Raw genomic sequence first — 18,733 nt, forward strand, 5'->3', positions numbered from 1 at the left:
CGGATTTGCGGGTGTGAGCCGCGTGATGTGGGCGGGTCCTGTGGTGTGAAGATGAAAGCTCCTACACACTCATCCGAACACTCACAGGACCCATGACGCAGCGTAGCGCTATTGCCGACACGATTTGCCGCACCATCGAGTTGGGGGTGACGATCACCGATGCCGCCGTCGACGGCCAGGACCGTACCCACCTGTTCTGCCAGCTCCTGGACCCGAAGAACATGTGCCCGTCCTGCGGGCAGGCCGGGCAGTTGCGTGATCATGTCGACCGTGAGGTCGCCGATCTGCCGATCGTCGGGCATCCGACCCGGCTGCACCTGACGGTGCCCCGCTACACGTGCGGCAACGACGCCTGCGCGACGTCGGTGTTCCGGGCCGACCTGGGCGCGATCGTGGCCCCGCGTGCGCAGGTCACCCGCCGTACCACCACCTGGATCATGCGGTCGATGATCTGCGACAAGATGTCGGTCACCGCGGCGGCGGCCGCGGTGGGGTTGAGCTGGAACACCGTCAACACCCTGGCGTGTGAGGCGGCGAAGACGCTGGCCGCCGCACCCGCACGCCTGGCCGGCGTCCGCGTATTAGGCGTGGATGAACACAAGTGGAAACATGTTCGCGGCCAGGGTGATCCGAGTTTCGTGACGGTACTGGTCGACCTGACCCCAATCGTGGACGGTACCGGTCCGGCCCGGTTGTTGGATATGGTCGCCGGGCGCTCCAAAGCCGCGTTGAAGGACTGGCTCGACGCGCGTGATCCGGCGTTCCGCGACCGTATCCGGGTGGTCACGATGGACGGGTTCACCGGCTACCGCACCGCCACCGCCGAATCCCTCGACAAGGCACGGGCAGTGATGGACCCCTTCCACGTCGTACACCTCGCCGCAGAGAAACTCACCCTATGTCGTCAACGCGTGCAACAGGATACGTGCGGACATCGAGGCCGCAGCGGGGATCCGCTCTACGGCATCCGCCGCACCCTGCTGACCCGGATCGGGCTGCTCACCGATAACCAGAAAACCCGCCTACGCACGGGCCTGGACGCCCGGGAGGAGCACGTGGCGGTGGCCATCACCTACGCGATCTATCAGGATCTGATCGACGCTTACGACCAGTCCAACAAGCGGGACGGGAAGATCGCGATGTACAAGCTGCTCAAACGTATCCATACCGGCCTACCCGCCGGCCTCGCCGAGGTAGCGCAACTCGGACGGTCGTTGTGGGCCCGACGTGCCGAGATCCTCGCCTACTTCGACACCGGCGCCTCCAACGGCCCCGTCGAAGCCATCAACGGGCGCCTCGAGCACCTCCGGGGTATCGCACTCGGGTTCCGCAACCTCAAGCACTACATCTTGCGGTCACTCATCCACTCCGGCCAACTCGCAGAAAGCCTGAATGCACTCTGAATTAGGAAGAGCCACCAAAAGACCAAATAGATGACGACTTCACCGACGTGTTCATATCGGCGCCCATATCAGATTCGGGGTGTTTTTGAATGATTTCAAGAAGAGCGAAATGCCGACTCCGTTCAGTTTTCGGTATCTCCGCCGCCGCTACTCTGGTATGCGTGGGAATGACGGGGTGTTCAGCCACCAACGAGCCAGGCGACGCGGCATCGTCGACATCCTTCACACTGACGGGCAATCCCATTGTGGCCACTCCTCACGGCGACCCCATCCGTATAAGCAACTTCAGCTATCCTCGCTACGAGCTGCATGTCGGACAACCGTATATTCTTCCGGGGTATGAAGGTGAGAAGGACTATGTAGTCACCCCCAAAGCCATTGGCGAGGCACACGGTCGACATTGGGTTGATCTCACCGTCGCTTTCGCCAACGGCGATGTATTCACTTTCCGCTCATACCAGAGAGTGGATTCCGACACCATGTCCGCCTCCCTCGGCGGAAGAACATCAATACTCCTCGACGGCACACGCAGTTCCGCCGCTCAGGAAGTCGTAATGTTGGGGATTTCCGCCTCAAATTCGGCAGGCAGCGTCTTGGACCCGAATAGTCCTCAACGCCAGAAGTATGTTCGGACAAGATCCACCGGAACCCAGGAATGGACCTTACCGCTTAGCAGAAACTTCTGGGCCGGAACACTGAATGTGGGCGGCGATTTGGGAGGCGACTCGAACGGCGACTATTCGGTGTTCGTGGCATTCAACGCGGTGGCGAACAGGGTTTCGGGACCGGATCTATCATTAACCGCCAGCATCGAGTGCTATCCCGGCGACAGCTACACCGTCTCACCGGTCGGAACCTTCACCCTCAAGGGGTACACACCGTCCGGCGAAGCCCCACCCACCGACCCCGCGAAAGTCGGATACTCACCCGGCCAAATGAGAGTTCAACTGAAGTGGTCATAACGGCCATCCTGTTTTGCCCGCGGGCGATGAACTCCGCCATTAATCATCTGCCTTACTTGTGCACCCCGACCACATAGTTGTTTCGTTCGTATGGCAACGATGCCGCTTGCGGAGGACGGATTGATGCTCGACGGGCCTACTGATCCACGACACGGCACGCTCAGCGGCTACAACAGGCACAAGTGCCGCTGTGAGCGCTGCCGGGCAGCCAAAGCCGCTGCCGAAGTCCGGCGCCGCCGGGCCATGACGATTGAGCAACGGCGAGCGATCGCCGCCCGCCGCACACCACGCGCACCCACCGACGCCAGCAAAGCCCGCACCAAGGACTACATCGACCGCCGCCAAGTCGACACCCGCGCCAACGCGCGCGAACACCAACGCCCCTGGACCACCGAGGACATCGCCGTCGCCCTGCGCACCGACCTCACCGTGTGGGAAGCCGCCAAACTACTCGGACGCACCGGATCAGCAGTAGCCAACGCACGCCACCGATTCCGCCCACGCAAATAACACCCCGGGGTGCACGCGTGACACCAGTCAGCCCAGTGACGTTTCGTCACTGGCGACGAAACTCTCTGCGGCCCAATATAAACTGGTAACGAGACGTGTTGAAGTAGGACGAGTTGTCGGCGGCGTCAGTCAGCCGCCGGCCGCGGACGACGGATAGTTCGAAGTCAGGCGGGGAGCGAGCCGACCGCCGCTTGCTCGCCGTCGCGGCCACTCCATGTTGCTACCCCGCCGATGAGAACTGCGCCCATGGCGCCTCCCGCGCGGCCGCGGGGCCACATGATTCCTGTCCGCTCAACCTGATCCTGCACCAGATTTGCACAGCTGACAGCTACGGCTTCCTCGCCGGCAGTGGCCAACACCCCTTCACCGGAATGTCCCATCCCGTGAGGCACGCCGTCCTCAGGGGTGACCTCGCTCGACAGCCAGACGTAATCCTGCTCGTCATCTTCGCGTACTTGGCGATGCTCGGCCTCGAACCGAATATGGGCGATAGCGCCATTGAAGCGGCGAACACGCAGGTCACGGCCGATCCGCTCCAGCGCGCGCGTCCACGCCACGGGTAGGACGCTCGACGTCACCACGACACCGCCGCCCGAACTCCACGTGGCAGTCAGCAGAGCCTCGTACGAGAACCAGCTGTCGAAGTAGTTACCCATCCAAGCAGCCTAGACAACGAAACGCCTGGTGAGCAGGCGCGAGAATCTCTCATCTGTTTGGAATAGCCACCGCCGAAGTGCGAGAACAACGACTCGAGTGAGCGGTGGCACGCCATACGCACCAGCATGACCTGCACCGTCATTCGAGACGCGGAAGGTCGAGTTCTCTCATCTGTTTGAACTCGTCCTAGTTTTTTGCCGATAAGATACATTATGTCAACTAGACGACTAGATACTGCGCTGCCCCGCAACACTATTTAAAAGCCTACCGTCGATCGGTGCCTGTCGTCGGCGTCGACTCCCACGGCTCGAATCATCGCGCTAGTCCCAGAAACGCCATCAACGAGCGCTCGACTTCAACGAGTTGGTCGGATGTCAGACGACCGACACGCGTCTGAACATTCGACCGTCGGACCGCGGTTAGCTTGTCAACCATCACGTCACTGTCCCGCTCGAGGCCCGAGATCGAATCGCGATCACCCGGGATACGAATCCGCAACAGGGGCGCATCGATGAGCTGGCTCGTGATCGGAGCAACTACCACCGACAGAGTTGAATCGAACAGGTCATCCTGCACGATGACGGCCGGCCGCGGCTTGGATGCATACACACCACCCGCAACGGTCCAGATTTCGCCGCGAATCACGCCTCGTCGTCCCAAGGCGCGGCGACAGCCTCGACGAAATCCTGCTCATCCCCATCGGCGTCTGCCTCTGCCACGAGAACCGATTGCCTGTGGGCTTGCGCGGCAAACTCTGGCGTTCGTACGTCAGGAACCCAGACCTGCAACGGGCGCATTCCGCGCTCACGCATCCGACGTCGGTACTCACCGACCCTGTCCCTCACTGCCATGCCCAGATGTTACATGTAACGCTCCGGCCTGGCCAGGGCGAGCAGCCCCAGCTGGTTCTACAGGAATCGAACATGCAGGCTTGCCAGAAGGCCATCGCGAATGGCCCTTCGTTGCAGCGCTATTCGCACGTGACGCGTCATCGTGGACACTGCACCTCACACCGCAGGCCCGGGCGCCCTACCGATGCGACGGTCCAGCGTGACGAGCGGTGCACCTGCCAATTCAGCGACCGCGACGTAACTGGCTTCGTATCCAGACAAGTTGCTGCGGAGTTCCCACACCCGCGAACCGAGAAGCGCGTACGGCCACTGCTCGATCGACAAGTCGAGCAGATCACCATGGGCCTGCACCGCCTGATCGGCACTGACGACTCCGGCCATTTCTTGTCTGCGAATGATGTTACTTACTTCAAACATCACCAGTTGCGGTGCGAGCAAGCGAGTGCCGGACAGTTGCCCAACCGCCCAGCGACCGTCCGGACCGTCGTCGAGCAACAAGCCACGAATGCAATGGATTCAGTATCGGCCGCCTCGTGAAGTTGCTCTACGGATTTCGCAGGCTCGGACGACATTTCCGCGCGAGACCCGTACAGGCGCGCCTCGGACACCTGAATCCCGTCTACGATCGCGGCCCGAGTCAGTCGTTATCGGTGGCGGGATCGTTGTCCGTTGCGGGACCATCCTCGGTTGCCCCGCCTTCGCCCGACCAGTCACCAGACGATTCGCCTTCGGCTGGATCGGACTGTACGTCGGATTTCGCACCCTCTGGTCCGGTGCCGACATCTTCGGTATGTGGATCGGTCTTCTTCTCGGTCATGTTTGCTTCTGTACCCGAATCGGCCGTGATCCACACCTGCACGGATCATCCGCTCCGGCTCCAGATCGTCGCCCTCGGAGACATCACGCCCTGCGGGGTGAGTCCGCTCAGAGGATGCCGCGAGCGACGAGTTCGGTGGTGACGACAACCGCGACGGCGCTGACGGCCAGCAGCGAGATCAGCACGAACAACTGCATGATCGCCGCGGTGGTGACCGACGCGCCGCCCAGGACCATGCCGACGAACGCGCCCGGAATGGTGACCAACCCGACCGAGCGCGTCTGGTCGATGCCGGGGATCAGCGCTGTCGCCGCGGCGCTGCGGCTGATCTCCATCCTGGCCTCGCGCGGCACGAAACCCAATGACAGAGCTGCATCGACTTCGCCTCGCCGGGTGGTGAGTTCATCGTGAGCGCGACGGCCCGCCAACGACGTGGTGTTCATGGCACCACCGAACATGATTCCGGCGGTGGGGATGATCGCCAGACCAGTCGCCGGAAGCACCTCGAGCGCGACAATGCCGGCCACCACGACGATCGTCGGCACCGCAACCGGCAGCAAACACCACAGCGTGCTGCCAATGCCGGCCCGGATCGGCGCACGACGACCGACGATCCGGCCGGCCGACGTCGCCGCGGCCACCGTCGCCATGACTGCCACGAACAGCGTCGAGGCCCACAGCGCGCCGATCACAACGGCCAGGACAGCGGCGAGCGCAGCCAGCTGTCCAGCGGCCCGAATGGCCGCAATCACCACCTGCCGTGCGTGTCCGGTAGCGCCGAAGTAGTTCACCAGTGCTGCGGCAACCACAAGTACAACCACCACAACCGCGAGCGCTGGTCCGATCCGCACCACCGCATTGCCGATATCGTTCACACCTTCATCATTGCCCTGCCGCATCGGCGGGCTCCGGTGGACACGTAGGCGCCGCCGGATCGACTCAGACTCAAGCTCGACGCCGTGCGCTGACGAGGTAGACGATCGTGCCGCCCATCAGGACGGCCGCACCGGACACCACCGACGCGACAGGCAAACACACCGCCAGCACAAGCGCACCAATTACGCCCACCATGGGGATCACCCGCGGCGGACGCCCCTCCTGCGGCGAGAGTGTCCATGCCGCGGCATTCGCGATCAGGTAGTAGATGAGAACACCGAACGACGAAAAGCCAATCGCGTCACGCACATCCGCGAATCCCACAACGACGGCAACCACGACGGCCACGGCCACCTCGGCACGATGCGGGACACCGAATCGGTCATGAATTGCGGCGAGAACGCTCGGCAGGTGACGGTCACGTGCCATGGCCAGCACGGTGCGCGAGACGCCCAGGAGGAGCGCAGCAAGCGAACCGAGAGCTGCGATCGCAGCTCCGAACCGCACCACCGAAACCAGCCAGTCCGCGCCGACCGACCGAACGGTGTCGACAAGCGGGGCAGTCGCCGACGCCAGCCGCACTGGGCCGAGAGCCGCGAGTGCGGCTACTGCCACCGCCGCATAAACGATCAAACTGATACCGAGTGCGATCGGAATGGCCAGCGGGATAACGCGTGCCGGGTCTCGAACCTCCTCCCCCAAGGTGGCGATACGGGCATACCCGGCGAACGCGAAGAACAACAGCCCGGCAGCTTGCAGTACCCCGCCGACAGAGACATCTCCACCAAGGGCAAGGCGGGCCGGGTCTGCCGACGACGACGTTGCCACGCTGACCACCACCGCGGCCAGCACGGCGAGTACCACCGCGACGACGACCCTGGTGAGAAGAGCTGATTTCTGTATACCGCGGTAATTGACCGCGGCGATCGCGACCACGGCTGCGACGGCCACGCCGTGCATATGGCTCGGCCAGAGATAGCTGCCGACGGTCAACGCGATCGCCGCGCACGATGCGGTCTTCCCAACGACGAAGGACCAGCCGGCCAGGTAACCCCAGAAGGGTCCGAGACGTTGTCGGCCATAGACGTAGGTACCGCCCGCCGACGGATACCGGGCGGCGAGGCGGGCCGACGACGCCGCGTTGCAGTACGCCACGATTGCCGCGATCGCCAGACCGATCAGCAGCCCCGAGCCCGCAGCCTCCGCGGCGGGCCCCATCACGGCGAACACTCCCGCACCGATCATCGACCCCAAGCCGATCATCACCGCGTCGAACAGACCGAGACGCCGGCGCAGCCGGGGACCCGAATCCTCGAAATGCGGTTTCTCCGAAGTCATAACGGCTCCTCGAGATCGTCAGGATCACAGATCGACAGAATCGTCTACAGGGCGAACGAGCCCTTGTCGCAGCGGTGAACTCCAGATGAAGAGCCAATCGCCACCGATACGGCAATCTCTGTAGCAGCTAACTCCGCAGCAGGTAACTCCGCAGCGCCGTCGCGAGCTCGTCCAGCCCGTCGAAGTATCCATCGAACCTGTCGGCGTCCGACGGCGCATCCCCGACAGGACGGTGAACGTACGCGGCTCGCATGCCGGCCGCCTGGGCCGCGCGGAGATCCCATGCGTGGGCAGCGACCATCAACATGTGGTCCGGGGGTGTGCCCGCGCTCTCGATCGCAAGGCGATACACCTCGGGCGACGGTTTGTACGTACGTACCTCTTCAGCGGAAAGTGCTCGATGCCAACGGAGTTCGGCATGGTTACCTAGTTCTTCCAGCGTCGCGACGCTCGAATTCGACAGCGCCAACACAGTGACGTGCTGCGCCAGTCGGTCGACTCCGGCCGGAGCATCTGCCCACGGACGAAGACGTCGCGTCGGGGCGGCGAGGCGGCGAGGCGGTCACGTCGTGCTGGATCAGTGAAGTCGGCGCGATCCATCACCAGACCGGCCGCCTCGGCATCGAGTTGGTCACTGTTGACGTAGTCGCGGAGCCCGCGGAGAATTCGTTGCTGCTGCTCCTCGATGTGCTCCTGCCACACGGCCAGCAACTCGGCAGCATCCTGTTTGTCGCCCACAGCCTCGGCGATCGCGGTTGTCAATCCCCCGGGCTCGTCGACAAGAGTGCCGAGCACATCGATGACGACAGTCGTGATCACTCCAAGTTCAGACATTGCTGAGCAGCCTACCTGCGCTGGGCTCGATTACCTCTCGCCGACAAGCCCTATCTCATCCTCAGCGACGCAACGATGGCTGCCCGGTGATCCATCCGGCGTCGACGGAGAGAAGGTTGGTCACGATGTGAGTGACGTCCCGAGGTGTTCCAACGCGACCGACGAGGGTGCCGGCCGCCGCCTTTTCGAGCATCGCACTATTGGGAGTCCCGTAGCCACCGACCTCGAAAAAGCCAGTGCCGGAGACAAATCCCGGCGCAACAACGTTAGCGGTGATCCCCCGGGCTCCGGCTCGCAATGCAAGATCGCGTCCGTATCCGGCAACAGCGGCCTTCGCTGTGGCATAGGCCCGCCGCGGCCGTCAAGCTCCGAGGTCGATGCGATCAACACGATGCGCCCCCGATCGTCGACGACGCGCGGAAGCAGGCACTCGACGGGCAACACAGTGGAGAGGAGGTTCTTGTCCAGGGCGGCGACCCACCGCGCCCGCACCGCCTCGGGACTCGCGTCGTCACCCGAATCCCCTTGTCCCCCCGCCGCAGCGACCATCCCGGTGACGGCACGGTCGCCGATCGCGGCAACGAGAGATCGGGCGCCCTCGACCGTGGAGACGTCTGCCACCACAACCTCGATGCACCCACCGCGGGCCGCCGCGGCGGTCTGGCGCTGCGGCTCCTCGCGTCGCCCGACAATGACGACAGTCTGGCCTTGTGCGGCGAGTCGTAGCGGGATGTCGCGGCCCATTCCGGTGCCGCCGCCGGTCACTACGTGCAGTTCGGATGCCATGACACCGAGACTATCGGCGGCCCACAGGTCAAGGCCGACGCAGCAGCCGCCCGCTCGATCACGCGTCGTACGTCAGCCCCGCGGCCGCAGCGCGTCGACGTAGAGGTCGAGAACGCGTCGCCGCTGCGCGTCGTCACGGCTGCGGGTCAGGCCGAGGAACACCCCGAGTAGCGCGACGACGGCGTCATCGGCGCGCACGTCGGTCCGCAGGGTCCCATCTTCCGCGCCCGCAGCGAGTATGCGTTCGAGCGTCTCGCCGATACGTTCGCGCGTATCCCCAGCCACCACCGCACCTGACGCGATCGCTTGCGTAAAGGCTTCGGCCATACCGTGTTTGGTGGCAACGAAGGTGGCGTATCGATCCAGCCAATGCCGCAACGTCTCGTCGGCGGAGTGCTTCTCCAAAAGACCGTCCGCGTAGTGGACGACGTCGTCGAGTTCGGACCGGTAGACCGCCTCGACGAGTGCTTGTCGTGTCGCGAAGTTGCGGTACAGCGTGCCTACCCCGACCCCGGCTCGACGGGCCAGCGCATCAAAGGTGATGTCACCTTCGCCGGCGGTGAACGCATCACGAGCCGCCTCGATCAGCTTGGCCCGGTTGCGCACAGCATCGGCCCGCGGCTTTGCCGCAGTTCCGCGTGAACGATCGACGATCAAGTGGAGGGCCCTCCGTTTGTGTACACTACAACCAAGCGGAGGTTCCTCCACTTACCTCGGAGTATTGCACACCCAGGAGCACACATGAGCGATCTCGGACCCACCTCCGGTGGTTCGGCGATGCTGGCCGGCCACCAGGTCGCCCGCATCGGTTACGGCGCAATGCAACTCGATCGCCATCGACAAGACCCCGAGGCCGCGATCGCGGTTCTCCGTCATGCCGTCGATCACGGCGTCGACCACGTAGACACCGCACAGTTCTACGGAGACGGTTTCGTGAACTCCGTGATCGCCCGAGCGATCGACGCCGACAGCGACGTCGTCATCGCCTCCAAAGTCGGCGCAGCCACCAATCCTGGTGGCGCTCACCCCATGCGACCTGCACAGCGTCCGGCCGAGCTTCGCGCCGCAGTCGAGGACAACCTGCGCACCCTGCGACGGGAACGGCTACCTCTGGTCAATCTCCGACGACTGGAGATCGGTCCGGGTCTCGCTGCGACCGGCGAGCAGATCGTCGATGTCGACGATCAAATGGCCGAGATGGTGGCGATGCGCGACGAGGGCAAGATCGATGAGATCGGTATCAGTGCAGTACGCATCGAAACGGTGCGTCACCTCCTGCCAGCCGGAATCGCCTGTGCCCAAAACCCTTACAGCGTCCTCGATCGGCGTTTCGAGAGTCTCCTCGACCTGTGCCTCGAACACGAGATGGCGTGGGTTCCCTACTTTCCACTCGGTTCTGCATTCCCCGGCATCCCGAAGGTGGGCGAGAATCCCGTCGTCATCGACATCGCCCGAGATCTCGATGTCTCCCCCGCCCAGGTCGGCCTGGCGTGGCTACTGGCCCACTCGCCGAACACCCTGCTGATCCCCGGAACATCCGACATCGGGCACCTCGACGCCAACCTCGCAGTCGGCGACATCACCTTGAATCCAGAATCCGTTACCGCTCTCGACGCACTGGGCGCCGCAACCACGACCGCCCCCATCGAAACGCCGCGATGGCCCGCCGAGGCACGCTGAGCTACGACGTCGACAGCCCACTCCACTACCCGGCGCTCGGCTTCTCCCAGATCAGTGCATACCGGAACATCGCCAGTCTCCGAAAACGCGCTCCCGGCAACTGTTCTCGCGCACATCGACGTACCTCGGAATAGGAGTGCGGCGGGGGCAACACGATGGGTGCGGTGTGCTCCCAATAGCCGCGACGCCGCGACAGCCATTGATGTTGGAGTATGCCGACCAGGTGGAGTGCGTAGTCGGTGGGCCGTGAGGAGTGAGCCAGGCCGACGACCGCAACGACGCCACCGGGCGCAGTGAGCTCAGCCAATCGCTGCAGACCCGCTCGGAGATCGGGTAGATGGTGCAGCGTGGCGACCGACGCGACCACATCGAAGGTCCGCTCGAACGGGTAACTCGTCACGTCGCCGCACATCCACTCGACCCCCTCGGCTTCGCCTCGTGCCCGATTCAGCACTGCGGCATCGGAGTCGATCGCAGACACGTCGTCGAGACGTGCGAACAGGTCGACGGCCAACAGCCCGTCGCCGGTCCCCACGTCGAGTGCCGTTCGCGCATCCGAGGGAATCGCGTCGAGGATCAACTGGTGATAGTGGATGTTGTGGTTCCGCCTTCGACGAGCCGGATCGGTACGCGACACATCTCGACGGTAGCAATCGCCACATCCGCAATCGCCACATCGGCCGATGACTTGCGCGGCTCGGCCGAGTCAGTACCTGCATCACATCCACAACAACGTCCGGAGGACCGCGATGCCGTTGGCACTGTATTTCGAGAAGCACGGCGACTCCGGTGGGCCACGGCCACCGCTCGTCCTGGTCCACGGTGGCGCGGGCACGATAGCGACCAACTGGGAGTACGTGATCCCCGCACTGGCCGCCGACCGGCTCATCATCGGCGTCGAGCTCCAGGGTCATGGCCACACCCCGCATGCCGATCGCCCCCACACGTTCGAGAATTCCGCCGACGACATCGCCGCACTCCTCGGTGACCTCGACATCCCGCGCGTCGACATCCTGGGATTCAGCAACGGCGGGCCGACCGTGCTCCGGTTCGCCCAGCGACACCCGGCACTGACCGGGCGATGCGTCATCGCGTCGGGTTTCGCGCGGCGCGACGGAATGATCCCCGGATTCTGGGACAACTTCGATGCCCCGACTGCCGATTCGATGCCTGATTCGCTCGCCGACGCGTATCGGGCGATCAATCCCGATCCCGGCGATCTCCAACGAATGTTCGATCTCGATGTCGCGGTGATGCGCGGGTTCCGGGACTGGGCCGACACCGAGCTCGCAGCACTCGGCGCACCGATTCTGTTCGTCAGTGGCGACCACGACGTCGTCCTTCCCGAGCACACCGTGTGGATGGCGTCGGCAGTGGCCCGCGGCCGTGCGCTGATACTGCCTGCGGCGCACGGCGACTCTCTCGGATCGGTGGAAACCGGAGAACCCGACGCGGTGCTCACGCGCGCGTGTGTCGACCTGATCCGACGCTTTCTCGACGAGGGATCAGTCGAAGCCGCTCGCGTCGGATGAGCGAGTCCGAATTCCCGACACGTGTCGGGTGACGCACACCACAACGCGGACGAGACTGACGTCACCGATCGACCGCAAGGAAAGGTGACGTCATGGCCGACCTCAGGAATCTGGACCCGGAACTCGCAGCAGCGGTGACCATGCTCCCCCAGCTGGGCTTCGACGATCTCGAGGGCGCCCGAACGGGCTTCAACGCCCTGGTGCAAACCATGCTGGACGGTCTCGACCGAACCGGCGTCGAGTTGAAGCTCCTGTCCGCACCCGGCCTCGACGGCGACCCGGGGGTGCCGATCCGGTTCTTCACTCCGTCCGGTGCCGCCGGAGCCCTGCCGACACTGGTGTGGATTCATGGTGGCGGTTTCGCCGTGGGGACCGCCGAGTCCAGCGATCCACTGTGCGTGGCGATCGCTCGCGAGCTGGGCATCGCCGTCGCCAATGTCGAGTACCGCCTCGCCCCCGAGACGCCCTTCCCCGGGCCTGTCAACGACTGCTATGCGGCCCTCGCCCATGTGCACGCCCACGCCGCGGAACTGGGCGTCGACCCGTCGCTGATCGCGGTCGGTGGGCAGAGCGCCGGCGGTGGGCTGGCGGCCGGCACCGTTCTGATGGCCCGCGACCGGGATGAGGTGCCGGTGGTGTTTCAGCTGCTCGACATCCCCGAACTCGACGATCGGTTGGCCACGACCTCGATGACCGAGTTCACCGACACTCCGATGTGGCATCGCCCCAACGCGATTCTGTCGTGGCAGTACTACCTCGGTCCCGACTACACGGGCCCGTCCGATGCGTCGGTGTCGAGCTACGCTGCACCGTCACGCGCCACCGACCTGTCGGGCCTGCCGCGCACCTACGTTTCCACGATGGAACTCGATCCTCTGCGCGACGAGGGCATCGCTACGCCGTCGCGATGCTGCATGCCGGGGTCAGCGTCGAATTGCATTCGTTCCCCGGGACATTCCACGGCTCGTCGCTCATCGATGCCGCCGAGGTCAGCCGCCGTCAGACCGCGGAACTGATGGGCGCACTGGCACGAGCCTTGCGGGTGAGTTCACGGGTCTCGTAGCGTGGTCGTGTGCAAGGTCTGATGTATCGCCTCGCCGAGCTCGACGCCGACTCGGCGGGGATGGTCCGGATCATCGACTACTTCGACGCACTCCTGCGTCACGGCGCCGACGTCACCGAACTCCTGCGTGCCAGTGCGGTGCTCGCCGATTGCGTCGTCGGCATCAAGGCCAATGGACTGGTCACCCGGCGATGCACACCGCGAGGCGAATGGCGGCGTCCGCTGGAGGCCTCGGCGGCAACCACCTCCCGCGACATCATCCTCGACGACCACTGCATCGGCACGGTCTGGATCGAACGTCCGGGTACCGCCGTGGCGCTCGACGAGATGCTCGTCGACCGTCTGGCGCTGACGGCGGCGGCGATCATCCGGCCACACCGCGCGCACTCCGACCTCGAGCAGTCCGCCGCCCTCCTGAACGCCGACGGGGCGGCTGCCGCGCTCGACGCGTGCAGCGCCCTCGACGTCGACCCGACCCTTCGTGTCCGCGTCGTGAGTCTGGCCGATCCGACCGGTCCGTCCGACCGTGTCGCGCACGTGGCCCAACGACTCGCCCGGCAACTCTCACCCGGCCGGCTGACCGCCGTCGCCACCGACCGCGATCAGCTCGTGGTCGTCACCGACCTCGACGAGACCGAGGCGGCGCTCTCGGCCGACCCGGCGGCGCACACCGTCGCCTCCGGGGTGTCACTGGAATCCGACGCCGCCACGCTCCATCGCTGGGTCGGCACTGCCCGGCTGGCGCAAAAGCACTGCGGCACAACGAACATGGTGTTCTGCGCCCACGAGTTCGGCGCCCTGAACCTGTTGCTGACCGTCGCCCCGGAATCACTGTCGGCCATTCCTGACGTCGCTCGGTGCGACTACGTGCGCCAGAGCAAGAACGGCCCGGACCTGTTGGACACGCTGCGTGTCTACCTCCAGGTCGGCACACTGAGGGACACCGCCGAGCAAATGCACATGCACCACAGCAGCATTGCGACGCGCCTGAAATCGCTGTCGGCCGCCGTGCATTTCGACGTCACCGCCATCGAGAATCGTGCTCGGGCAACGGCGATGCTGCTCGTCGACGACGTACGCCGCGACGCCGAGTCGCCGACGCCCCGAGAACCACGGCCCCGCCCCCACTGGTCCTGGAACCACGGTCCCCGGACCCACGAGAACCGAAGGCCGTCAGATCACTCCGAGGGCCAGCATCGCATCGGCGACGTGGGTGAAGCCGGCGATGTTGGCGCCGAGGACGTAATCCCCCGGAACCCCGTATTCGTCGGCCGTCCGCACACACGTCTGGTGGATGCCGCTCATGATCTCCGACAACCTGCTTTCGGTGTACTCGAAACTCCAGGAGTCCCGAGACGCGTTCTGCTGCATCTCCAGAGCACTGGTCGCCACGCCACCGGCGTTGGCGGCCTTTCCGGGGGCAAACATCACACAGGCCTTGGAGAGTGCTTTGATCGCCTCCGGGGTGGCCGGCATGTTCGCGCCTTCGGCGACCACCCGGCATCCGTTGCCGATCAGGGACTCCGCGTCGGTGGCGTCGAGTTCGTTCTGTGTCGCGCAGGGAATCGCGATGTCGGTGGGCACCTCCCAGATGGATCGCCCGGGGACGAAATGTGCTGTTACGCCGCGTGTCCGAGCGTAGTCGGCAATTCGGGCCCGGCGCACGTTCTTGACCTCGCGGAGGAGTTCGAGATCGATGCCGGCCTCGTCGACCACGTAACCACCGGAATCCGAGCACGCCACCACACGTCCGCCGAGTTGGTGCACCTTTTCGATCGCGTATTGGGCGACGTTGCCCGATCCCGACACGACGATCCGACGGCCCTCGAGATCCTCTCCGCGCGCGGCGAGCATCTCCCGAACGAAGAACACCACGCCGTAACCGGTGGCCTCGGGACGAACCTGCGAGCCACCCCACGTCAGTCCCTTGCCGGTGAGCACCCCGGATTCGTATCGGTTGGTGATGCGCTTGTATTGCCCGAAGAGATAACCGATCTCGCGGCCGCCGACCCCGATGTCGCCGGCCGGGACATCGGTGTACTCACCGATGTGGCGATACAGCTCGGTCATGAAGGACTGGCAGAAGCGCATCACCTCTCCGTCCGACCGGCCCTTCGGATCGAAGTCGGCGCCACCCTTGCCCCCGCCGATGGGCAGCCCTGTCAACGCGTTCTTGAAGATCTGCTCGAACCCGAGGAACTTCACCACCCCGAGATAGACACTCGGATGGAATCGCAACCCGCCCTTGAACGGTCCGAGAGCGGAGTTGAACTCGACGCGGAAACCGCGATTGATCCGCACGCGTCCGGCGTCGTCGACCCACGGCACGCGAAAGATGATCTGGCGTTCGGGCTCGCACAGTCGCTCGATGATGCCGGCGTCGGCGTAGTGGGGATGCGCGGCCAGTACCGGTCCGAGGCTGTCGAACACCTCGCGGACCGCTTGATGGAACTCGGCTTCGCCGGGATTTCGCGCGACGACCTCGTCGTAGAGGTCCTGCACCTTCTCCTCGAGCCTTGCCATCTCTGCCACCTTCCGCCGACGCGTCGAACCACGACGATCCGGGGGACACCGGACGTCTCGCGCCGAGCCTATCGGTAGACAGATATAGCGCCCATTTCGGGCACGATCGACTCGACCTTCCCTCACACGAGGGTGGCGAGATTCTCGATCGACTTCTTCACGTCGGACTCGCCGACCTTGGCGACGAACCGACCGATCGGTCCGCCGAGCACGCCTCCGGCCAACTCGGCGTTCAGCGCGAACCGTGAGCCGTCGGCGCCACCGGACACGGTCATCGTCAAGGTGATCCGCACGCCGCCGCGGCCGTGACCCCGCAGCGCGATGACACTCGGTGCGTCGTAGTCGGTCACCTGCCAGTGGATGATGTTGCGAAATCCCTTGACCCGGATCACCGAGGACACCTCGGTGCCCTCACCGATGTCGGCGGGTACGTCGCTGCGCCAGCCCCCGAAGATCGTCATCCACTCGGGAAACCGGGAGAGGTCCGAGGCCCGGTCCCACGCGGCCTGCGGTGCCAGATCCGAGTCGATCTCCACGTCGACGTCTGCCATGAACACCCTTCGTCGTCACATCAATGGTGAGGCGACCATACCCACCGGGGCGGGCAGGCAAACATCGACGCGGCTCATCGAGGACACCCCGACACCGGACAGCCGGACACGTAGCCTGGTGCGATGGCATTGCTCCTCGGCCCGATCCTGCGGCATGTCGACGCAACGACGGCGTCGGTGTGGGTGCAGACCGATGGTCCCGGCGAGGTCGAGGTCCTGGGGTCCCGCGCATCGACCTTCGAGGTGGCGGGCTTTCATTACGCGCTGGTCCGCGTGACCGGCCTGACCCCCGACACCACCGTCGCCTACGAGGTCATCCAGGACGGCGCCACCGTGTGGCCCGAGCCCGGATCGGCGTTTCCGCCCAGCGTCATTCGGACCCGCGGGCCCAACACCACCGGTCGGCTCCGGGTGATCTTCGGGTCGTGCGGCTATCCACGGACCGGCGTCGCCGACCTCGACGACAAACTCGGTGTCGACGCGCTCGACGCCTATGCCACCGCGATGGCCACCCGGCCCACCCCGGAGTGGCCCGACGTGCTGATCCTCCTCGGCGACCAGGTCTACGCCGACGAACTGACCCCGCAGGCACGCGCGCATCTCGCGGGTCGGCGTCAGGGATCGGTGCGCAGCAAACGCCCGGCGGACGAGGTGGTCAGCTACTCCGAGTACGAGGGCCTGTACCGGCACACCTGGGGCGACCCGGAGATCCGCTGGATTCTCTCGACCGTGCCCACCGCCATGATTTTCGACGATCACGACATCCGCGACGACTGGAACACCTCGGCCACGTGGCGGGCACAAATGAACGACCTCCCGTGGTGGCGCGATCGCATCCGTTCGGGCCTCGCCGCGTACTGGGTGTACCAGCATCTGGGTAACCTGTCCCCCACCGAACTCGACGCCAACCCGGACTGCCGACGAATCGTCAACTCCGACACCGATATCTGGCCGCTTCTCGTCGATCTCGCCGACCGTGCCGACGCCGACACCGCCGAGGACAAGGGCCTGCGCTTCAGCTATCGCTGGGATCTCGGTCGCAACCGCCTGATCATGATCGATTCACGCAACGGCCGTGTCCTGACCGGCGACACCCGAAAGATGCTCAGTGACAACGAATTCGCGTGGCTCTCCGATCAGGCCACCGACGCGTCCGGCGAGATCGACCATCTCATCCTGGGATCGTCGCTGCCGTGGTTGCTGCCACCGGCGGTCGCCGATCTGCAATCCATCGACGAGGCGCTCGCCGCCCGGCCGGGACTTCGGGGTCGGCTGGGCGAAAAGATCCGGCAGGCAGCCGATTTCGAGCATTGGCCGGCGTTCTTCGAGTCCTTCGTCACCCTCAGCGCCCTGATCACCGGACTTGCTCGCGACGGACGACTCGCATCGATCACGGTGCTCTCCGGCGATGTACACCACAGCTACGCGGCACGCGCCGAGGTGCCGGTCACCGATGTGGCCGCCACCGAGGCGACGCCGGTGTATCAGCTCGTGTGCTCACCGGTCCACAATCATGTTCCGGCATACGTGCGTCCGGTGTTCCGGTTCGGGTGGTCGCGCGGGTTCGCACGCGTCACCCGCGCCTGGGCACGACGACTCGGAGTACCCGAGCCGCCGCTGCGCTGGAGCGACGAATGCGGTCCGTTGTTCGGCAACACGATCGCGACCCTGACCACCGGCGGCCGGACAGCGACCGTCACCTTCTCCCAACCCGATGGCGACGGAACGCTGTCCGACGTCGCCGTCCTGCGCCTGACCGATTGAACGCCCGACCGACTGACCCGGACGGCCGCTTCCCCGGGACCGTCTTGCTTTGCAGCTCGTGGGTCAGTCCCCGATCGCACTCCACGGGGCATAGGCCCACCCCACCAGCTGCCAGGACCCGAGATTGGCGCTCGGCAGGATCTGGATGTCGGTGCCGTCGCCCCAGCCGGGGGCGAATCCCTGCACGCCGCCACTGAGGTAGTGCCCGTCGCCCATGGAGATGTCGACGTGGCCGCCGTCGGAACCCTCGGAGAAGACCAGAGCCCCGGGTGGGGCGGGCAGCGTACTGTGGCCCTGCCCGCGAGCGGCCAGCTGATCGTAGAAGGCGATCGCCCCGTTGTGCGGGATGGCGTTGGCGGTGGTTCGTCCGTAGGCGGCGTCGACGAAGTCCTCGCACCCGTATTCGCCGAAATCATCGGTGTGCAGCATCGTCGACCCCCGCGCGATCGCGATGCCGCCGTTGCCGACGTCGACGGCCTGGGACACCACCCCGGCCGGCGTGACGGCGGCGGCGGTACCCGCCGCCAGACAGGTGAGTGCAGCGACGGATCCGACGGTGATCAGTAAACGTTTCATGACTTCCTCG

The 18,733-nt window shown here is 65.1% G+C and carries 23 protein-coding genes and 3 pseudogenes; 8 read left to right on the top strand and 18 right to left on the bottom strand.

The window, feature by feature from the left end; translation table 11 throughout:
* Positions 1 to 92: 92 nt before the first annotated feature.
* The 3 genes from J6U32_RS16845 to J6U32_RS16855 all read left to right on the top strand — a co-directional run bounded on the left by J6U32_RS16845 (position 93) and on the right by J6U32_RS16855 (position 2,875).
* A complete protein-coding gene (locus J6U32_RS16845; RefSeq protein ID WP_208791341.1) occupies positions 93 to 1,403 on the top strand; it encodes an ISL3 family transposase in 1,311 nt (436 codons plus the stop codon).
* A 161-nt stretch (positions 1,404 to 1,564) separates the two neighbouring features.
* Positions 1,565 to 2,365 carry a hypothetical protein gene (locus J6U32_RS16850; RefSeq protein WP_208791342.1) on the top strand — a complete coding sequence of 267 codons (801 nt, stop codon included), beginning with the start codon at positions 1,565 to 1,567 and terminating at the stop codon, positions 2,363 to 2,365.
* Positions 2,366 to 2,608: 243 nt separating this feature from the next.
* A complete protein-coding gene (locus J6U32_RS16855; RefSeq protein WP_208791343.1) occupies positions 2,609 to 2,875 on the top strand; it encodes a hypothetical protein in 267 nt (88 codons plus the stop codon).
* A 164-nt stretch (positions 2,876 to 3,039) separates the two neighbouring features.
* On the opposite strand, the gene J6U32_RS16860 is transcribed toward J6U32_RS16855, so the two are convergent.
* From J6U32_RS16860 to J6U32_RS16910, 12 genes and pseudogenes are all read right to left on the bottom strand, one after another.
* A complete protein-coding gene (locus J6U32_RS16860; protein ID WP_208791344.1) occupies positions 3,040 to 3,531 on the bottom strand; it encodes a hypothetical protein in 492 nt (163 codons plus the stop codon).
* Between the two features lie 313 nt (positions 3,532 to 3,844).
* On the bottom strand, positions 3,845 to 4,177 hold the full coding sequence (locus J6U32_RS16865; protein ID WP_079932148.1) for a type II toxin-antitoxin system PemK/MazF family toxin: 333 nt from the start codon (positions 4,175 to 4,177) through the stop codon (positions 3,845 to 3,847).
* Complete coding sequence (locus J6U32_RS16870) at positions 4,174 to 4,383, bottom strand: antitoxin MazE-like protein (protein ID WP_026920098.1); 210 nt, start codon at positions 4,381 to 4,383, stop codon at positions 4,174 to 4,176. The genes J6U32_RS16865 and J6U32_RS16870 overlap by 4 nt, the downstream gene beginning before the upstream one ends.
* A gap of 156 nt (positions 4,384 to 4,539) precedes the next feature.
* Positions 4,540 to 4,881, bottom strand: coding sequence for a type II toxin-antitoxin system VapC family toxin (locus J6U32_RS16875; RefSeq protein ID WP_208791345.1), 342 nt, complete (start codon positions 4,879 to 4,881; stop codon positions 4,540 to 4,542).
* A 139-nt stretch (positions 4,882 to 5,020) separates the two neighbouring features.
* Positions 5,021 to 5,200 carry a hypothetical protein gene (locus tag J6U32_RS16880; protein WP_014362243.1) on the bottom strand — a complete coding sequence of 60 codons (180 nt, stop codon included), beginning with the start codon at positions 5,198 to 5,200 and terminating at the stop codon, positions 5,021 to 5,023.
* A 107-nt stretch (positions 5,201 to 5,307) separates the two neighbouring features.
* A complete protein-coding gene (locus J6U32_RS16885; protein ID WP_208791346.1) occupies positions 5,308 to 6,099 on the bottom strand; it encodes an ABC transporter permease in 792 nt (263 codons plus the stop codon).
* Positions 6,100 to 6,145: 46 nt separating this feature from the next.
* Complete coding sequence (locus J6U32_RS16890; RefSeq protein WP_208791347.1) at positions 6,146 to 7,414, bottom strand: APC family permease; 1,269 nt, start codon at positions 7,412 to 7,414, stop codon at positions 6,146 to 6,148.
* A gap of 127 nt (positions 7,415 to 7,541) precedes the next feature.
* Positions 7,542 to 7,910: pseudogene (locus tag J6U32_RS27455) on the bottom strand (HAD-IA family hydrolase); the annotation flags it as partial.
* Positions 7,841 to 8,248, bottom strand: a complete 408-nt coding sequence (locus J6U32_RS27460) for a hypothetical protein (protein ID WP_244332058.1) — start codon at positions 8,246 to 8,248, stop codon at positions 7,841 to 7,843. The gene J6U32_RS27460 and the pseudogene J6U32_RS27455, both read right to left, overlap by 70 nt.
* 61 nt (positions 8,249 to 8,309) lie before the next feature.
* On the bottom strand, positions 8,310 to 8,546 hold the full coding sequence (locus tag J6U32_RS27875; RefSeq protein ID WP_432276973.1) for an SDR family oxidoreductase: 237 nt from the start codon (positions 8,544 to 8,546) through the stop codon (positions 8,310 to 8,312).
* Between the two features lie 122 nt (positions 8,547 to 8,668).
* Positions 8,669 to 9,034, bottom strand: a pseudogene (locus J6U32_RS27880) (SDR family NAD(P)-dependent oxidoreductase); the annotation flags it as partial.
* Positions 9,035 to 9,106: 72 nt separating this feature from the next.
* The gene (locus J6U32_RS16910) at positions 9,107 to 9,640 is read right to left on the bottom strand and encodes a TetR/AcrR family transcriptional regulator (protein ID WP_079929805.1); all 534 of its coding nucleotides are present in this window, start codon (positions 9,638 to 9,640) and stop codon (positions 9,107 to 9,109) included.
* Positions 9,641 to 9,775: 135 nt separating this feature from the next.
* On the opposite strand from J6U32_RS16910, the gene J6U32_RS16915 reads away from it, so the two are divergent.
* Positions 9,776 to 10,714: an aldo/keto reductase gene (locus J6U32_RS16915; RefSeq protein ID WP_208791348.1), complete on the top strand. Its 939-nt coding sequence runs from the start codon at positions 9,776 to 9,778 to the stop codon at positions 10,712 to 10,714.
* Between the two features lie 25 nt (positions 10,715 to 10,739).
* Here the strand turns inward: J6U32_RS16915 and J6U32_RS16920 are convergent, their stop codons facing one another.
* The gene (locus J6U32_RS16920) at positions 10,740 to 11,351 is read right to left on the bottom strand and encodes a class I SAM-dependent methyltransferase (RefSeq protein ID WP_208791349.1); all 612 of its coding nucleotides are present in this window, start codon (positions 11,349 to 11,351) and stop codon (positions 10,740 to 10,742) included.
* A gap of 112 nt (positions 11,352 to 11,463) precedes the next feature.
* Between J6U32_RS16920 and J6U32_RS16925 the strand changes: the two genes are divergently transcribed.
* Positions 11,464 to 12,246, top strand: a complete 783-nt coding sequence (locus J6U32_RS16925) for an alpha/beta fold hydrolase (RefSeq protein WP_208791350.1) — start codon at positions 11,464 to 11,466, stop codon at positions 12,244 to 12,246.
* A 92-nt stretch (positions 12,247 to 12,338) separates the two neighbouring features.
* On the top strand, positions 12,339 to 13,262 hold the full coding sequence (locus J6U32_RS16930; RefSeq protein WP_244332062.1) for an alpha/beta hydrolase: 924 nt from the start codon (positions 12,339 to 12,341) through the stop codon (positions 13,260 to 13,262).
* 145 nt (positions 13,263 to 13,407) lie between these two features.
* Here J6U32_RS16930 and J6U32_RS27465 read toward each other — a convergent pair whose 3' ends face one another.
* Both J6U32_RS27465 and J6U32_RS27470 read right to left on the bottom strand, forming a co-directional pair.
* On the bottom strand, positions 13,408 to 13,677 hold the full coding sequence (locus tag J6U32_RS27465) for a hypothetical protein (RefSeq protein WP_244332064.1): 270 nt from the start codon (positions 13,675 to 13,677) through the stop codon (positions 13,408 to 13,410).
* Between the two features lie 234 nt (positions 13,678 to 13,911).
* Positions 13,912 to 14,151 carry a hypothetical protein gene (locus J6U32_RS27470; protein ID WP_244332065.1) on the bottom strand — a complete coding sequence of 80 codons (240 nt, stop codon included), beginning with the start codon at positions 14,149 to 14,151 and terminating at the stop codon, positions 13,912 to 13,914.
* On the opposite strand from J6U32_RS27470, the pseudogene J6U32_RS27680 reads away from it, so the two are divergent.
* A pseudogene (locus J6U32_RS27680) lies at positions 14,078 to 14,362 on the top strand (helix-turn-helix domain-containing protein); the annotation flags it as partial. The gene J6U32_RS27470 and the pseudogene J6U32_RS27680 sit on opposite strands and share 74 nt — an antisense overlap.
* A 120-nt stretch (positions 14,363 to 14,482) precedes the next feature.
* On the opposite strand, the gene gdhA reads toward J6U32_RS27680, so the two are convergent.
* Both gdhA and J6U32_RS16945 read right to left on the bottom strand, forming a co-directional pair.
* Positions 14,483 to 15,832 carry an NADP-specific glutamate dehydrogenase gene (gene gdhA / locus J6U32_RS16940; RefSeq protein ID WP_208791351.1) on the bottom strand — a complete coding sequence of 450 codons (1,350 nt, stop codon included), beginning with the start codon at positions 15,830 to 15,832 and terminating at the stop codon, positions 14,483 to 14,485.
* A 122-nt stretch (positions 15,833 to 15,954) separates the two neighbouring features.
* Positions 15,955 to 16,383, bottom strand: a complete 429-nt coding sequence (locus J6U32_RS16945; protein ID WP_208791352.1) for a type II toxin-antitoxin system Rv0910 family toxin — start codon at positions 16,381 to 16,383, stop codon at positions 15,955 to 15,957.
* A 123-nt stretch (positions 16,384 to 16,506) separates the two neighbouring features.
* On the opposite strand from J6U32_RS16945, the gene J6U32_RS16950 reads away from it, so the two are divergent.
* On the top strand, positions 16,507 to 18,147 hold the full coding sequence (locus J6U32_RS16950) for an alkaline phosphatase D family protein (RefSeq protein ID WP_208791353.1): 1,641 nt from the start codon (positions 16,507 to 16,509) through the stop codon (positions 18,145 to 18,147).
* 63 nt (positions 18,148 to 18,210) lie between these two features.
* Here the strand turns inward: J6U32_RS16950 and J6U32_RS16955 are convergent, their stop codons facing one another.
* The gene (locus tag J6U32_RS16955; protein WP_208791354.1) at positions 18,211 to 18,723 is read right to left on the bottom strand and encodes a hypothetical protein; all 513 of its coding nucleotides are present in this window, start codon (positions 18,721 to 18,723) and stop codon (positions 18,211 to 18,213) included.
* Between the last annotated feature and the right edge of the window lie 10 nt (positions 18,724 to 18,733).

This window comes from Gordonia polyisoprenivorans, from assembly GCF_017654315.1.
Classification (GTDB): domain Bacteria; phylum Actinomycetota; class Actinomycetes; order Mycobacteriales; family Mycobacteriaceae; genus Gordonia; species Gordonia polyisoprenivorans_A.

Bases quoted from the DNA above. Each gene is read 5' to 3' on its own strand.
- J6U32_RS16890 (WP_208791347.1), bottom strand. From the start codon at position 7,414: ATGACTTCGGAGAAACCGCATTTCGAGGATTCGGGTCCCCGGCTGCGC.
- J6U32_RS16885 (WP_208791346.1), bottom strand. From the start codon at position 6,099: ATGCGGCAGGGCAATGATGAAGGTGTGAACGATATCGGCAATGCGGTG.
- J6U32_RS16950 (WP_208791353.1), top strand. From the start codon at position 16,507: ATGGCATTGCTCCTCGGCCCGATCCTGCGGCATGTCGACGCAACGACG.
- J6U32_RS16860 (WP_208791344.1), bottom strand. From the start codon at position 3,531: ATGGGTAACTACTTCGACAGCTGGTTCTCGTACGAGGCTCTGCTGACT.
- J6U32_RS16930 (WP_244332062.1), top strand. From the start codon at position 12,339: ATGGCCGACCTCAGGAATCTGGACCCGGAACTCGCAGCAGCGGTGACC.
- J6U32_RS16870 (WP_026920098.1), bottom strand. From the start codon at position 4,383: ATGGCAGTGAGGGACAGGGTCGGTGAGTACCGACGTCGGATGCGTGAG.
- J6U32_RS27465 (WP_244332064.1), bottom strand. From the start codon at position 13,677: ATGATCGCCGCCGCCGTCAGCGCCAGACGGTCGACGAGCATCTCGTCG.
- gdhA (WP_208791351.1), bottom strand. From the start codon at position 15,832: ATGGCAAGGCTCGAGGAGAAGGTGCAGGACCTCTACGACGAGGTCGTC.
- J6U32_RS16915 (WP_208791348.1), top strand. From the start codon at position 9,776: ATGAGCGATCTCGGACCCACCTCCGGTGGTTCGGCGATGCTGGCCGGC.
- J6U32_RS27460 (WP_244332058.1), bottom strand. From the start codon at position 8,248: ATGTCTGAACTTGGAGTGATCACGACTGTCGTCATCGATGTGCTCGGC.
- J6U32_RS16855 (WP_208791343.1), top strand. From the start codon at position 2,609: ATGACGATTGAGCAACGGCGAGCGATCGCCGCCCGCCGCACACCACGC.
- J6U32_RS16955 (WP_208791354.1), bottom strand. From the start codon at position 18,723: ATGAAACGTTTACTGATCACCGTCGGATCCGTCGCTGCACTCACCTGT.
- J6U32_RS27470 (WP_244332065.1), bottom strand. From the start codon at position 14,151: ATGGCCGACAGTGATTCCGGGGCGACGGTCAGCAACAGGTTCAGGGCG.
- J6U32_RS16925 (WP_208791350.1), top strand. From the start codon at position 11,464: ATGCCGTTGGCACTGTATTTCGAGAAGCACGGCGACTCCGGTGGGCCA.
- J6U32_RS16945 (WP_208791352.1), bottom strand. From the start codon at position 16,383: ATGGCAGACGTCGACGTGGAGATCGACTCGGATCTGGCACCGCAGGCC.
- J6U32_RS16880 (WP_014362243.1), bottom strand. From the start codon at position 5,200: ATGACCGAGAAGAAGACCGATCCACATACCGAAGATGTCGGCACCGGA.
- J6U32_RS16845 (WP_208791341.1), top strand. From the start codon at position 93: ATGACGCAGCGTAGCGCTATTGCCGACACGATTTGCCGCACCATCGAG.